At 71.2% G+C, this 13680-nt stretch carries 17 protein-coding genes and 1 pseudogene; 14 read left to right on the top strand and 4 right to left on the bottom strand.

Annotated features, from left to right (window positions below):
• Positions 1–230 precede the first annotated feature (230 nt).
• The 4 genes and pseudogenes from HND92_RS07530 to HND92_RS19315 all read left to right on the top strand — a co-directional run bounded on the left by HND92_RS07530 (position 231) and on the right by HND92_RS19315 (position 2845).
• Positions 231–1057: pseudogene (locus tag HND92_RS07530) on the top strand (peptidoglycan DD-metalloendopeptidase family protein).
• Positions 1058–1139: 82 nt separating this feature from the next.
• Entirely contained in the window at positions 1140–1703 is a 564-nt protein-coding gene (locus HND92_RS07525; RefSeq protein WP_172209199.1) for a pseudouridine synthase, read from the top strand.
• 102 nt (positions 1704–1805) lie between these two features.
• Complete coding sequence (locus tag HND92_RS07520; RefSeq protein WP_253940118.1) at positions 1806–2630, top strand: hypothetical protein; 825 nt, start codon at positions 1806–1808, stop codon at positions 2628–2630.
• Positions 2600–2845, top strand: coding sequence for a hypothetical protein (locus HND92_RS19315; protein ID WP_253940117.1), 246 nt, complete (start codon positions 2600–2602; stop codon positions 2843–2845). The genes HND92_RS07520 and HND92_RS19315 overlap by 31 nt, the downstream gene beginning before the upstream one ends.
• Before the next feature lie 62 nt (positions 2846–2907).
• Here the strand turns inward: HND92_RS19315 and HND92_RS07515 are convergent, their stop codons facing one another.
• Together HND92_RS07515 and rarD are read right to left on the bottom strand one after the other, a co-directional pair.
• Positions 2908–3582 (bottom strand): hypothetical protein, encoded by a 675-nt coding sequence (locus tag HND92_RS07515; RefSeq protein ID WP_172206648.1) that lies wholly within the window; start codon positions 3580–3582, stop codon positions 2908–2910.
• A gap of 88 nt (positions 3583–3670) precedes the next feature.
• Positions 3671–4573 (bottom strand): EamA family transporter RarD, encoded by a 903-nt coding sequence (gene rarD, locus HND92_RS07510; protein WP_172206647.1) that lies wholly within the window; start codon positions 4571–4573, stop codon positions 3671–3673.
• A gap of 506 nt (positions 4574–5079) precedes the next feature.
• On the opposite strand from rarD, the gene HND92_RS07505 reads away from it, so the two are divergent.
• Entirely contained in the window at positions 5080–5484 is a 405-nt protein-coding gene (locus HND92_RS07505; protein ID WP_253940116.1) for a thermonuclease family protein, read from the top strand.
• 59 nt (positions 5485–5543) lie between these two features.
• Here the strand turns inward: HND92_RS07505 and HND92_RS07500 are convergent, their stop codons facing one another.
• Positions 5544–6491 carry a DHH family phosphoesterase gene (locus HND92_RS07500; RefSeq protein ID WP_047351103.1) on the bottom strand — a complete coding sequence of 316 codons (948 nt, stop codon included), beginning with the start codon at positions 6489–6491 and terminating at the stop codon, positions 5544–5546.
• Positions 6492–6635: 144 nt separating this feature from the next.
• On the opposite strand from HND92_RS07500, the gene HND92_RS07495 reads away from it, so the two are divergent.
• The 7 genes from HND92_RS07495 (at position 6636) to HND92_RS07465 (ending at position 11866) form a co-directional block, all read left to right on the top strand.
• Positions 6636–6899 (top strand): hypothetical protein, encoded by a 264-nt coding sequence (locus HND92_RS07495; protein ID WP_231403416.1) that lies wholly within the window; start codon positions 6636–6638, stop codon positions 6897–6899.
• A 111-nt stretch (positions 6900–7010) separates the two neighbouring features.
• Positions 7011–7298 (top strand): hypothetical protein, encoded by a 288-nt coding sequence (locus HND92_RS07490; protein ID WP_011805703.1) that lies wholly within the window; start codon positions 7011–7013, stop codon positions 7296–7298.
• Positions 7299–7342: 44 nt separating this feature from the next.
• Positions 7343–8101 (top strand): pseudouridine synthase, encoded by a 759-nt coding sequence (locus tag HND92_RS07485; protein WP_253940115.1) that lies wholly within the window; start codon positions 7343–7345, stop codon positions 8099–8101.
• 224 nt (positions 8102–8325) lie between these two features.
• The gene (locus HND92_RS07480; protein ID WP_172206645.1) at positions 8326–8895 is read left to right on the top strand and encodes an MgtC/SapB family protein; all 570 of its coding nucleotides are present in this window, start codon (positions 8326–8328) and stop codon (positions 8893–8895) included.
• Between the two features lie 54 nt (positions 8896–8949).
• The gene (locus tag HND92_RS07475; RefSeq protein ID WP_011805706.1) at positions 8950–9159 is read left to right on the top strand and encodes a hypothetical protein; all 210 of its coding nucleotides are present in this window, start codon (positions 8950–8952) and stop codon (positions 9157–9159) included.
• 549 nt (positions 9160–9708) lie between these two features.
• Positions 9709–11307: a hypothetical protein gene (locus HND92_RS07470; protein ID WP_253940114.1), complete on the top strand. Its 1599-nt coding sequence runs from the start codon at positions 9709–9711 to the stop codon at positions 11305–11307.
• An 85-nt stretch (positions 11308–11392) separates the two neighbouring features.
• The gene (locus HND92_RS07465) at positions 11393–11866 is read left to right on the top strand and encodes an OsmC family protein (RefSeq protein WP_011805708.1); all 474 of its coding nucleotides are present in this window, start codon (positions 11393–11395) and stop codon (positions 11864–11866) included.
• 311 nt (positions 11867–12177) lie between these two features.
• On the opposite strand, the gene ylqF is transcribed toward HND92_RS07465, so the two are convergent.
• A complete protein-coding gene (ylqF, locus tag HND92_RS07460) occupies positions 12178–13137 on the bottom strand; it encodes a ribosome biogenesis GTPase YlqF (RefSeq protein ID WP_172206644.1) in 960 nt (319 codons plus the stop codon).
• Positions 13138–13192: 55 nt separating this feature from the next.
• Between ylqF and HND92_RS07455 the strand changes: the two genes are divergently transcribed.
• Positions 13193–13414, top strand: coding sequence for a hypothetical protein (locus HND92_RS07455; protein WP_172206643.1), 222 nt, complete (start codon positions 13193–13195; stop codon positions 13412–13414).
• A gap of 15 nt (positions 13415–13429) precedes the next feature.
• On the top strand, positions 13430–13639 hold the full coding sequence (locus HND92_RS07450; protein WP_172206642.1) for an oxidoreductase-like domain-containing protein: 210 nt from the start codon (positions 13430–13432) through the stop codon (positions 13637–13639).
• Positions 13640–13680: the final 41 nt, after the last annotated feature.

Genomic DNA, 13680 nt, shown 5'->3' with positions numbered 1-13680 from the left:
CGCAAGTGCCGGGCCAGACGTGGCAATGCCCCGGGCACCATGGCGCCCAGGGCATTGGGTGCGGATTATGACCCACTGCCTCGCACGCGCATGAGAACCTTAGCTTTGCGCATAACCATGCCCACGCGGCGGGCAGGCGCCGGCCAGGAGCGCTCTACACTGCAGCCGTGCCATTTCCTTGCGACCCCACTTTTCCGCCCCTTTCCCCCTCAGGCGCACGGCGCCGCGCGCTGCTGCAGGCGCTGGGCCTCGCCCTGGCGCCCGGCGTGCCCGCGCTGGTCCGGGCGGGCACCGCCCAGCAATGGCCGCAGGCCCTGGCCGTGCCCGGGGGCGTGGCCCGGCTGTCGCTGGGCCCCGCGGCCGAGCGGCCGGTGGTGCACGCGGGCGACATCCCGGTGCTGGTGCTGGGCGATGCGATCGAGTGGACGGCCATCGTCGGCATCCCGCTGGCCGCGCCTACGGGCGAGGCCGAGGTGACGGTACAGGCCACGCCGACCGCACCGGCGCGGCGCGTGGCTTACCGCGTGGCAGCCAAGCAGTACCGCGAGCAGCGCCTGACCGTGGCACCGCGCACGGTGGACCTGGCACCCGAAGACCTGGCCCGCCACGAGCGTGAGCGCGCGCACCAGCAGCACGTCATGGCCACCTTTTCAACGCCCCTGCCAGAGGGGCTGCAGATGCGCCAGCCCGTGCCGGGACGGCGCTCCAGCAGCTTCGGTCTGCGGCGCGTGTTCAACGGCCAGGCGCGCAATCCGCACAGCGGCATGGACATTGCCGCCGCCACGGGCACCCCTGTCGCCGCGCCGCTGGCGGGCCGGGTGATCGATGTGGGCGACTATTTCTTCAACGGCGGCACCGTGTGGCTGGACCATGGCGGCGGCCTGCTCAGCATGTACTGCCACCTCAGCCGCATGGAGTGCCAGGTGGGTGACGTACTGCGCACGGGCGATGCGTTCTGCAAGGTAGGGCCACCGGCCGCGTGACCGGCCCGCACCTGCACTGGGGCGTGATGCTCAACCGCACCATGGTGGACCCGGCCCTGTTCCTGCCCGCATGAGCACGCCCCCCGCCCCACGCCCGCGCCTGGCGCTGCGCCGCCCCGCGGCCGCGCTGGCGCCCGCCCCCAGCGCGCGGCGCGGCTGCTGCGCTTCAACAAGCCCTATGGCGTGCTGAGCCAATTCACGCCCGAGGGGCGCTGGCGCGGGCTCCAGGACTTCATCGACGTGCCCGGCGTCTATGTGGCGGGGCGGCTCGATGCCGACAGCGAGGGACTGCTGCTGCTCACCGACGACGGGGCGCTGCAGGCACGCATCAGCGATCCGCGCCACAAGATGGAGAAGACCTACTGGGTGCAGGTGGAGGGCATTCCTGACGAGGCCGCGCTGCAGGCCCTGCGCCAGGGCGTGCAGCTCGGCGACGGCCCCACCCTGCCCGCACGCGTGCGCCGGCTGGAGCCGCCCCCCGCCCTCTGGGAGCGCGATCCGCCCATCCGCGTGCGCCAGAACATTCCCGACTGCTGGATCGAACTCATCATCCGCGAAGGCCGCAACCGCCAGGTGCGCCGCATGACCGCCGCCGTGGGCCACCCCACGCTGCGGTTGGTGCGCGCGGCCATCGGCCCCTACGCCCTGGACGGGCTGGAGCCGGGCTGCTGGCAGCCCGCCAGCCCGCCCTCGCCGGTGCCGCACCACCGCAAAAAGTAGAGCTGCTGGCGCTTTCCTGCATTGGCTTTGCGCCGGATTCTTCACTTACGCTCAGCACCCTCCACCCAGCAGCGACAATCGCGACGGGAGGAACTGAACACCATGACCACGAACCCTGGCGACGGCCTGTCCCTCGCCCCGCTCGACCCCGCGCCCACGCAACCCGCGCCTGCTGCGGCCTCATCGCACGTCGCACGCACCTGCCCACGCTGCCATTACACGCGCCAGGCCAGCGACACCGCCCCCGCCTGGCAATGCCCGCGCTGCGCGGTGGTCTACGACAAGGCCACGCCGCGCCCACGCGCACGCGCGGGCCACGATGAAGATGACGATACCCAGCCCGTCCCGCTGGACCCGCGCCGCGCCCGGGCCAGCGCGGGCCTGCCCTGGGCCTGGATCGCCCTGGGCAGCGCCGTGCTGGCCGGGGCCGCGCTGCTGGGCTGGAAGTGGAACGGCGAGCGCCAGCGCAGCGCCCAGCAGGTGCAACGCGCCGCCAGCGACAGCCGCGCCGCCGATGTCAGCCAGGCCCGCGCCGTGCAGGACGGGCGGGCGCGCATCGATGCACTGGAACACCAGTGGCGCATGGGCGAAGGCGCCCAGGCGCTGCCTGCCGTGCGCGCGCTGGCCGACGAGGGCGAGCCGCGGGCCATGGTGCTGCTGGGCTCCATGCTGCTGGGTGGCAGCAGCTACCGCAACGCCATCGGCCAGCCGCTGGACCCGGCCGAGGCGCTGCAATGGCTGGAGCGCGCCGCCCGCGCGGGCGATGCCACCGCCGCCGTGCGCCTGGGGGGCTGTATGAGCGCGGTGAACATGTGCCGCGCCAGCCCTCACTGGCCGAGAACTGGTACCTGCGTGCCGCGCGCCAGGGCGACGGCGCGGGCCTGTACAGCCTGGGCATGCTCTACGCGCGGGGCGCCGATCCCGTAAGCCAACGCCCCGTCCCCGCGTGGATGCTGCTCACGCTGGCCGAACGCGCCTCGCGCGCCGCGCCGGTGCGCGACGCGCTGCTGACCGAGCAGCACTACCCGTCCAGCGCGCGTGCAGGCCTGGTCCGCCTCAAGGACAAGCTGCATCCCAGCGACATTGCCGAGGCCGAGCGTCTGGCCGACGCCTGGAAGCCCGGCCAGCCGCTGGGCTTCTAGCGCGGCACGCGCCCGCCAGCGCCACGGGCGGCCTGCACGGTGTGCAGTTGCGCCGCGCGGCGCTAGCGCTTGCGCCACCAGACGACCAGCGCGAGGAACACCACACCCGTGAGCAGCGGCACGGCGGACATGAGCAGCTCGACGAACGAGCTGCGCCGCATGCCGGACCACACCTCCACGCGCACGCCGTCCAGCCGCAGGTTGCTCGCGCCTGCGAACTCCAGCGCCGGCGCCACCTTGCGGTCCTCCTTGAAGCTCACCGGCCCGGCCGTGCCCGCCAGCTGCAGCACCTGGCCCGCGCGCGTGCCCGTCCCGAACGAAGCGCCCTGCACCATCGACAGGCGCGTGCCGTTGTCCGTGTCCCAGCCGGCCATCCAGCGCGTGAGGCCTTCGCCATCGGCCTGGGCCACGCCTGCCACGTGCACCACCAGCGTGTAGGGGTTGCCGCTGGCGGGCAGGTCCAGCGCGCGCGGCGCCTTCCAGGCCACCGTTTCGGAGAAAAAGCCCGCGGGCTTGCTGCCGGCCGTCTTGTCCTGGTGGCGCGCCAGCCGCGCCAGGTCTTCGGGCGTCAATTCGAACGACTCCACCAGGCGCTTGCCCCAGGCGGTGGACGCGTCGCGCGCGCCCGCGGGCGTGGCGGGCAGCGCCAGCAGGCCAGCGGTGGCCAGGGCAAAGCACACGCCCGCCGCAGAAAAGGCGCGCAAACGCTGGCGCGGACAGGACACGGTGGCGTGCATGTGGGGGCTCCCTCGGGTGGCTGTGCGGCGCTGCGAATGGCACCGTTTGCATCGATTTTAATAGCTGCCAGCGCTTGATGGATGGGCGCTAGAGCGGCTTTTTGTCTTGAACCTGCACGGCCGGGCGGCGCAGGCGCAGTGCGCCGTCCAGCACCAGCAGCGCCACGGCGGCGAAGATGGGGCCATAGGTAGGCCACTGCGCCGCGCCGATGCTCTCGCCCAGCGCCAGCGCCACCAGCGCCAGCAGCACCGGCTCCACATAGCTCAAGAGACCAAACAACCCCAGCGGCAGCAGGCGGCTGGCGGCCATGTACAGCGCCAGCGCCACGGCGCTGAGCACGCCCATCACGGGCACCATCGCCCACAGGTGCGCATGCTCCAGCACCAGCGGCAGGGACGACGGCGCGCGCACCACGAACCACAGCGCCGCGGGCACCAGCAGCAGCATGTCCAGCCAATGGCCGCCCAGGTGGTCGGTGCCCAGGCGCCGGCGCATCACGAAATACGCGGTGTAGCCCAGTGCGACCAGCCAGGTCTCCCACGACATGCCGCCGGCGCGCAGCACCTCGTGCAGCACACCCGCGCCCGCCAGTGCCGTGGCCAGCCACTGCAGGTGCGACAGCCGCTCGCGGTACAGCACCCGCCCGGCCAGCACCATCACCAACGGCAGCAGGAAGTAGCCCAGCGACACCGGCAGCGCCCGCCCGTGCAGCGGCGCCCATAAAAACAGCCACAGCTGCACGCCCAGCATGGCGGCGCTGGCCAGCAGCCCCAGCGCCAGCAGCGGCTGACGCCACGCGCGCGCGGCCAGCAGGCGCACGCGCGGCCACTGCCCGCGCGCCAGCAGCAGCGCCGTGGTGAACGGCAGCGTGCACAGCACGCGCCAGCCGAAGATCTGCTCGCCGTCCAGCGGCGCCAGCGCCGGTGCCAGGTAATACATGGCACCGAACAGAACGGACGCGACGATGGACGCAACAAGACCTTGGATCACAACGGCAGCAGGTGGACAAGAAACGATGCGGGAAACCCGGCGACAACGCAGCGTCGCCGCCTCGGGCAAGACAACAACAGGCACGCATCCGGATGAGAACAGCAGGCATGTACCAGAACGAGGAAAGGGCAGGCCTTTGCCCGCGTGCGACCCGCGATTGTCGGCCATTGGCGCGCGCCCCGCCGCCGCACCACTTATGCCCACCGCCTGTGGGCGGCCCTGTGGACAACCGCCGGGACAACCCCGCGCAGGCCGCGCCGGCTTTGGGCTGCAGCGCATCGCCCATTTTTTAGGCAATCGGCATGGGCAAGGCCGCGATGCCGCGCGGACCTGCAAGCGCGCATCACACGCGGTTATAGTGCGCGCCCTTGCGGCGTCACCGTGCGACACCGGCGCGGCCGCAGCGGCCGCATGCCCACACGCCACCGCCACCGCCACCGCCACCGCGCTTTTATCCGCTCTTCACCTCTGCCCCACCTGTGTCCGCTGCCGCCCTCCTCTGCCTTGTGATTGCCATCAGCGATGGCGACACGCTCACCGTGCGTTGCGGCACGCCGGGGACCTGGCGCCCGCAGCGCGTGCGCGTGGTGGCGATCGACGCGCCCGAGAGCCGCCAGGCCTTCGGCCAGCGCGCGCGCCAGAACCTGGCGCGCCTGTGCTTTCGCCAGCAGGCCGCCCTGCGCACGCTGGGCCACGACGACTACGGCCGCACGCTGGCGCATGTGCGCTGCCAGGGGCAGGACGTGGGCACGGCCCAGGTGCGCGCCGGCCTGGCCTGGGTTTATGCACCGCAGGCCCAGCGCTACCCCCACCTGGTGGCGCTGCAGCGCCAGGCACGCGCCAGCCAGACCGGGCTGTGGTCGCAGCCGCGCCCGCAGGCGCCCTGGGACTACCGGCGCCGGCAGCGGTAGGCAACTATCATTTCAATAGCTGTTCGCGCTTATCCATCAAGCGCTACTGGCCATTTTGGCTAGGAACTCGCACCCGTTTCGTCGGCCTGGAACACACCTGACAGCAACTGCGCCAGCCGCTCGCCAGGCAGGCGAAAGCCGCAGGCCTGGGCATGGCCGCCGCCGCCCATGCTCACGGCCAGGGGCGAGCAGTCGTAGCCGCGCTGCGAGCGCAGGCCCACCTTGACCTGCCCGTCCTTGCCCACCACCCACATCAGCGCGAAGGTGCCGCTCTGGCGCGACAGCAACTCGCCCACCAGGCTGTGGAAGGCGCCGGGCGCGTTCACCATCAGCCCGGCCTCGCCGTTGAACACCAGCGGCTGTGCGCCGCCCGCCACGTCCTGCGCCAAATGGCGGAACTTCTCGTCCATGGCCTGCCCGCGCGCGACGAAGGCCGCCGTCTCGGCGGGCGTGAAGTCAGCGATCTGCTGCCAACGGGCGAAGTCGAATGGCTCCATGTCCAGCGCCGCCACGTAGCCCGCGGTGTCGGGGTACTGCCAGGCCCACAGGTCGCGGTCTTCCACGTGGCGCACCAGGGCGGGCAGTGGTGCGTCACGGTGGAAGAACTCCCACGCCAGGCGCGCGCCAGACTTGCCCATGTCGAAGTGCAGGCCCCCGCAGCGGCAGGCAAAGCCCTCCAACTGCTCGGCCGCGCTCTTGTGGTGGTCCAGCAGCACCAGCCGGGCGGCACGCGCGTCGATGGCGGCGAGCAGGTCGGGCGCAAACGCAAAGTCCAGCACATAGACGGCCCGCCCCTGCAGCGGCGGCAGGTCGTCCACGGTAGCCACCTGCCCGTGGGTCAGCCCCAGGCATTCGACCTGACCGCCATAAAAGCGCCAGGCGGCCAACGCGGCGGCAAAACCGTCGGCGCAGCGGCCGTGGTACAGCACCAGCGGGTGCGGGTCGTCCCGCTGCGGCGCGGCCAGCAGCGACAGGGGCAGGAAGGTGGAGCGCGAAGACACAGTCATGGCGGGATTGTCGGTCAGCGCACGGCGCCGAACTGCCCACTTGTGAACGGGGCCTTTGTTGTACCGGCCTCGCCCCAGGGGCCACAATAACCCCGTCCGCCGCACCGTTTGCGCGGCGCAGCACCGGGAGCCAGTCACATGCCCATGGAACTTCTCCGTCAACTTGCGCAGCGGGACCAGTTTCCCGCCCCCGTCGTCGGTGAGGCAGAGGTGGACAAGTTGCGTGTCCTGCGCGCCGCGGGCATGGTGCAGGCTGAACTGCCCGGCGAAGGCGAATCCGTACGCTCCGCACGCGTCATCACCATCACCGGGCTGGGCCGGGCCACCCTGCGCGCCCAGGCGGCCCGCGAATTCATCGCCCGGCGCGACCGACTCCCCGGCACGCCCCTCTCCACCGCCAAGGCGTAGCGCGCCCGCGTCGCCTGCGGGGGCTCCTGGCCGCTGCAGCCCCCGCCACTGCTATCATGGCTGTACAAACATCCAGTTAACACCCTACCACCACGCAACGGCCACATCACCATGGGACTTGACCAGATCGCCATCGCCCTGCTGGGTGCCACCGCCGCCTGGCTGTCGCAGGCGCGCAGAACGGCGCTGCGCCGCTGGGCCTGCATCTTCGGGCTGCTGGGGCAGCCGTTCTGGTTCTACGCCTCGTGGAAGGCCGAGCAGTGGGGCATCTTTGCCGTGTCCATCATCTACATGGGCGCGTGGCTGCGCGGCCTGTGGGTGTACTGGCTCACCTCGCAGCAGGACCCGCCCCATTCGGGCCTGAGTACCATCCAGCTCACCCCGGGGCGCAACCCCTGACGCCCGCGCACCCTCCGCTGCGCCTGCTGTGGCAGGACGCGCACATGGTGGCCGTTTTCAAGCCGGCGGGCTGGCTGGTGCACCGCACAGGACTGGATGCGGGCGAAACGCGCTTCGTGATGCAGGCGCTGCGCGACCAGATCGGCCAGCACGTCTACCCCGTGCACCGGCTGGACAAGGGCACCTGCGGCGTGCTCGTCATGGCCCTGCACCCCGCCGCCGCGCGGGCCCTGGCCGACGCCTTCGCCCGGCATGCCGTGCGCAAGCAATACTTGGCGCTGGTACGCGGCTGGGCGCCGGCGCAGGCCGAAGTGAACCACCCGCTGCGCCCCGACGACGCGCCGCCCGACGCCCCCACCCAGCCTGCCCACACGCGCCTCATGCGCCTGGCGCGGCTGGAGCTGCCCGAATGCAGCGACCCCCGCTTTGCCACGACGCGCGCATCGCTGGTGCGGGCCGAGCCGACCACGGGGCGCCGCCACCAGATCCGCCGCCACCTCAAGCATCTGGCCCACCCCATCCTGGGTGACGCCACCCACGGCAAGGGGCCGCTCAACCGTTGGTGGGCACAGCGCCTCGGCCTGCACCGCCTGTGGCTGCATGCGTGGCAGCTCAGCCTGCCCCACCCCGCAGACGGCCGCCTGGTCACGCTGCACAGTGGATTGCAGTGGCCCGCTGCCAGAACATCCACCACCGACAGCGCACCCCCGCAGCCAAACGCGGACGCGGCGCCGGATTGGCAGCAACACATCTGGACCCTGCCCTGGCAGCAGGACATCGAAGACGCGCTACCAAAAGAGTAGCTTGTAGCGCTTACTTAGCAAGCGCTAACGGCCAATTTTTATCTAACGCCCTGCAGCTTTTCGGAGCATCCCGCCACCCGGCCGTGTCCTACCCGCAGGAGCGGCGGCCGCCGCTGCCCACCCCGGCCTGCGCGCTTCACACTGGCGGCCATGCACCGTGCAGCGCCCCACGCTTTCCTCCCCGCTTTGCCCCTTTCTCGCCTGGTCTTCAGGCCTGGCACGCCATGACCAGCTGGTGGGCTGACGCCCTGGCCGTGGCCGCCCACGAGTTCTCGGACATTGGCGACCCCCAGCAAACCACGCGGGTGGTCTTGCGCATGGGCGTGGCCGCGCTGCTGGGCGGCCTGCTGGGGTGGGAGCGCGAGCAGGCCGGCAAGGCCGCAGGCATGCGCACCCACATGCTGGTGGCCATGGGCGCCGCGTTGTTCGTGCTCGTCGCGCAGCAGGCGGGCATTGCCCCGGCGGACAACAGCCGTGTGCTGCAAGGGGTGATCGCCGGCATCGGCTTCCTGGGTGCGGGCACCATCCTGAAGGGCGACGCGGAAGGCCAGGTCAAGGGCCTGACCACCGCGGCCGGCATCTGGCTCACGGCCGCCATCGGCGTGGCCGCGGGCCTGGGGCGTGAGAGCACGGCCATCCTGGGCACGCTGCTGGCAGTGGTGGTGCTGTGGGTGATTCCTCTGGCACAGCGCGCCGCCCCGACGGACCCGGGCCAGCCTCCGGCTCGACGCAAACGCCTGCGGCGCAAAACGCGCGCTGGTCTGACAGCCGACACTCCGCAGGATGGCCTGTAATGCGATAGGGGGCACCCGTCCCCCTTTTGACCGCAACGACCCAGGAGCACGCACATGCCCCAGCAAGCCACCATCCAAGGCCACGTCACCTACCGGGAAGGAGACGGCATGCCCATTGCCATTCCGGAAGGACCGGTGGAACTCACCTTCGCCACCGACAGCGTCACGCTGAGCTGGCGCGACGACAACAACACCGCAGGCCTCACCGCCCTGCCGCGCGACCAGTACGAGCTGTATGTCGCCGACGGCAAGATCGTGCTGTAGCCCCTCCCGCGTGCGGGCCCCGCTCGGCAAGGCCCCGCGCTGCCCGCCACAACGGCAGAACCCAGGCCCAGCCATGGCCCGTAGGGGCCCACGGGCCGCACATTGATGGCGCAGCGGTGTCGGCGCTACCATGCGCCACACAACCGTGCGCCTTTGCCATGCCCAGCCCCTCTTCATTCGTGCCTCCGCCTGCCAGCGCGGTCGAGCCGGCTCTGTCCAAAGAGCCCGGGCTGCCGGTGGACCACGGACTGTGCGCAGGCGATGCGATGGACGCGGCGCAACTGCGGCGGCTGCTCCAGGCGGCCCTGCCCGACAAGAGCCAGCACAAGGCAGCCGGCTGGTTCGGGCAGACGGACTTTCTGCTCACGCGCAGCCACGTGGATGAAGACCAGGACGCCTACCACGACGCCCTGTTCATCACTCTCTGGAAGCGCTGGGACTTCTGGCTCGCCCTGCCCCGGCCGAGAGCGCACCTACCCACGCGCTGGCGCAGGCCTGGGCGCGGTTGCGCTCTGGCATCCCGCCTCCGCCCCCGGCGCGGACGGCCTGGTGCGCCAATACCGCGCCTACGACAGCGCCGGCCAGCCCGGCGCATGGCAACCGCTCGCCGCACAGGCTGGTCCGGACGACGCGGCAGCCGGCGCGCTGGCCGCCTGCGGAGAGGGTTGGCGCGAGGTGCTGGCCTACTGGCGCCTGGCCGAGGGCCAGCGCCGCGCCGGCCGGCCCGTGCGCGAGCGGCTGCATGCCACGCTCACCCCCGCGCGCATCGAGGCGCTGACGCTGCTGCCCGTATTCACCACCCGCTACAACACATGGAGCGACCCCGAGCGCAACGGCTGGTGGGAGGGCGACGTGTGGATCGGCGCGCGCCAGCCCGGCCAGCAGGGGGGCCATTCATGGGGCCGGGCGCTCAAGTTCAGCTGGCGCAACGGCAGCGAGCGCGCCGGCGACCCCGAGGACGACGCACATGCCTGCTACCAGATCGACCTGACGCCCGGCGATGCCCTGCCGCAGGGCACGGCCCACCCGAACGGCCTGCGCATCAGCTACAGCCAGCGCCAGAGCGATCCGCGCACGCCGCTGCCCAACCACGCCGTGCAGCACATGCAGCACCTGCTGGAGCTGTTCACCACGCTGGAGCAGCGCCTGCACGCCGCCCATGCACAAGAGCAACAGGCGCTGCACTCCAGCGGCTTGTCCGGCGATGCCCCGCCCCTGCCCCGCCTGCCGCCCTTCGCGCCGCACGAGGCCGACGCCGAGGTGTTCGGGCCCGTCCTCATGGCGCTGTCGCACGACTGGCAGGCCCACGGCCGGGCCCACGCCGCCCGCGTGCGGGAGCACTGGCTGCGGCAGGCCGACGCCGCTGATGCCGCGGCGGCCCTGGAGCACGGCACGGAACCCGCGGCGTCATCCGCTGCGGCGGCCGCTGCCGTGGCGGCCGCAGCGGTAGGCGATGCTGTACCCGCCCGTGGTGTGGCGCCCGGTGCCGCGGCAGCCGGCACGCCCCCGGCGACCGTACCGCTGCCCGCCCCTGTGCATTTCATGCCTGCGCAGCCCACCGACCCGCGCGGCCCCCAGGCTGGCGCCGTGCTGCAACTGGCACGCGCTGTACACGCGCTGGCCGACGGCGACCTGTCCGCACGCTTTCACCGGCGCTTTGCCTTCGCGCCCCATGTCTATGCCCACCACGCCGCGCGCACCGGCCACGCCGTGGACGCCCTGCAGTGGCTGGAAGATGGCCGTCTGCTGGCCCGCACGGAGCCCGTGCATCCCACGCAAGCACCCGCGTGGTGGCGGATCAGTGTCGATGCGTGGGCGCTGAGCCCCACGGCCGCACCGCCAAACCTGCCTGCATCGTGCCCCGCCGCCACCGCCCATGGCCTGCGTGTGGAGGGCGACGCACAGGGCGATCTGCACGGCCTGGCCGAGGACGGCACGGCCCTCTGGCGCCACCACATCGGCGGCGCCATCCTGGCGATCGCCGCAGCGCCCGACGGCCACACCCTGGCCGTGGGCAGCGCCAGCGGCTACCTGGTGCTGCTGCGCAAGGGCAGCGGCACCGACCCGGCCCTGCTCAGCACGTCGCGCTATGCGGAGCTGCGGCGCTTCATCTTCTGGGCGGATGCATCCAGCCCGCTGGCCTGGTAGGGGCAGCGCGTGCGTTGCTTCAATATCCATAGCTGCTCGCGCTTGACAGGCGGGCGCTAGAGGCATTTTTCACTCAAACACCACCATGGCCATTTACCACGCCGAAATCACCTGGACGCGCGACGCCACGCCGCAGGACTTCCTCAAGAACCGCTACAGCCGCCGCCACCTGCTGCGCTTTGACGGTGGCGCGCAGTTGGCCGGCTCCTCGTCGCCCCACGTCGTGCCGCTGCCCTGGTCCGACGCGGCCGCCGTGGACCCGGAGGAAGCCTTCGTCGCCGCACTGTCGAGCTGCCACATGCTGTGGTTCCTCTCCATCGCCGCGCGGCAGGGTTTTTGCGTGGACGACTACCGCGACGCAGCCGAGGGCGTGATGGCCCGCAACGCCCAAGGCCGCATGGCCATGACCGTGGTCACGCTGCGCCCGGCGGTGCGCTTTGGCGGCGACCCGCAGCCCACGCACGAACAGTTGCATGCCCTGCACCATGAGGCGCATGAACAGTGCTTCATCGCCAACTCGGTCACCACCGAGGTGCGCTGCGATCCGGTGCTGGCCTAGGGCCTGTTCACACTATTTTTGCCAGTGCGAATGGCGTGAAAACCGCGCCAATCTAGGCGCGTGACGACGCCAAGGCCGGGGCCTTGGCTAGGAGGGCAACGACGAATGGCGCGGTTTTCACTCCGTTCCCTCCGGGTTGCGATCAAAAAGGGCCATTCGCGGCGTTGCCAAGCCTCGCTGGGGTAGCACCCCAGCTTCGTTTGGCGCCTTGCGCCTGGCCCTTTTTGATCGCAACGCATCTGGCAAAAATAGTGTGAACAGGCCCTAGGGCCTGTGAACTGCGCAGATCCTGCGAGCGAACCTGGCCCTGATCAGTCCTCGTCCCGCGGGGCGTTGCGCGCGCGGCGCTCGTTGCGGCGCAGCTGCTCGGCCTTGCGCGCGGCGCGTTCCTTTTCCTGCACCTCGGCGTCGGCCAGCCAGGCCTCGAACTCGGCCGGCGTCTCCAGCGTCACACGGCCCAGCGCTGCGCTGCGCAGGTCGGTGAGCACGATCTCGGCGGCCTTTTGCAGGTTGAGGCGCCCGCCGCTCATCACCGCGCCGCGCTTCCTGGCAATCAGCTCCAGCAGTTCGTCGTCGTGCTTGGCGGCGATGGCCGCCGCGTCCAGCCCCAGCTTGTAGCGCGCATCCAGCAGCGGTGCGTAGTGCTGCTTGAGGTAGGCCAACAGTTCCAGCGCCACTTCTTCCTCGTCGTACGCATTGCGCCCCACGGCGCCGCTGGCGGCGAGCTTGTAGCCGCTTTCGGGCACGGTGATGCGCGGCCACAGCATGCCGGGCGTGTCCCACAGGTAAAAGTCATCGTCCAGCACGATGCGCTGCTCCTGCTTGGTCACGCCGGCCTCGTCGCCCGTCTTGGCTTCGCGCTTGGCGGACAAGGTGTTGATCAGCGTGGACTTGCCCACGTTGGGAATGCCGCAGATCAGTACCCGCATGGGCTTGGAGAGGCCGCGCCGGTTGGGCGCAAGCTGCCGGCACGCGTCGATGAGCCGGCGCGCGGGCGCGGCGTCGGACGCATCCAGCGCAATCGCGCTCGTGCCGGGCCGCGCGTTGTACCAGGCCAGCCACGCCGGCGTGCGCGCCGGGTCGGCCACGTCCTGCTTGTTGAGCACCTTCAGCGCGGGCTTATGGCCCGTCAGCTCGGCCAGCAGCGGATTGCTGCTGGAGCCGGGCAAGCGCGCATCCAGCAGCTCGATCACCACATCGATGTCCTTGATGCGCTCGCCGATCGCCTTGCGCGTCAGGTGCATGTGACCGGGAAACCACTGGATGGCCATGGACTGTGTACTTTCACGAATGGGGCTTGCGAAGCCGCCAAGGATAATCGCCGCCATGCCCTCTTTCTCCCAGCGCAAACAAGATTCCGAGCTGCTGCTCAAGGGCGCGGTGTGCGCGCTCGTTGGCGTGATCATCCTGCTGGCCCCCTACATTGCCCGCTCGCCCGACGTGCGCGAGATGATGGCCCAGGGCCACGTCGTGGGGTGGTTCGCGCTGGTGCTGGGCTGCGCCTTTCTGGCGCGCTACGGTTTGGTCCGTTGGCGCGGGCGCCGGTAAGGCCCCGTCACCTTCATGCTGCAAGCCACCCGCCAGCGCTTCGCCGCCCTGCAGGCGCAGGCCGCCCACGCCGGTGTAGCGCTGCGCCCACCGCCGCCTGAGCCCACCACCTGCTGCGGGCGCGGGTGCAACGGGTGCGTGTGGGAGGGCTTTTATGCGGCGGCGCAGTGGTGGTGCGAAGATGCGCAGGGCGCGCTGGCGCAGCCCGGCGGGGGCTCCTGCTGACGCTGCATCGGGGCTGAATGTGTGCCGCGGGCCGCGAGGCT

It is taken from the genome of Diaphorobacter sp. JS3050 (assembly GCF_013154915.1).
GTDB classification, from domain to species: Bacteria; Pseudomonadota; Gammaproteobacteria; order Burkholderiales; family Burkholderiaceae_C; genus Diaphorobacter; species Diaphorobacter nitroreducens.
This window is presented reverse-complemented; position numbering and strand designations above follow the sequence as displayed.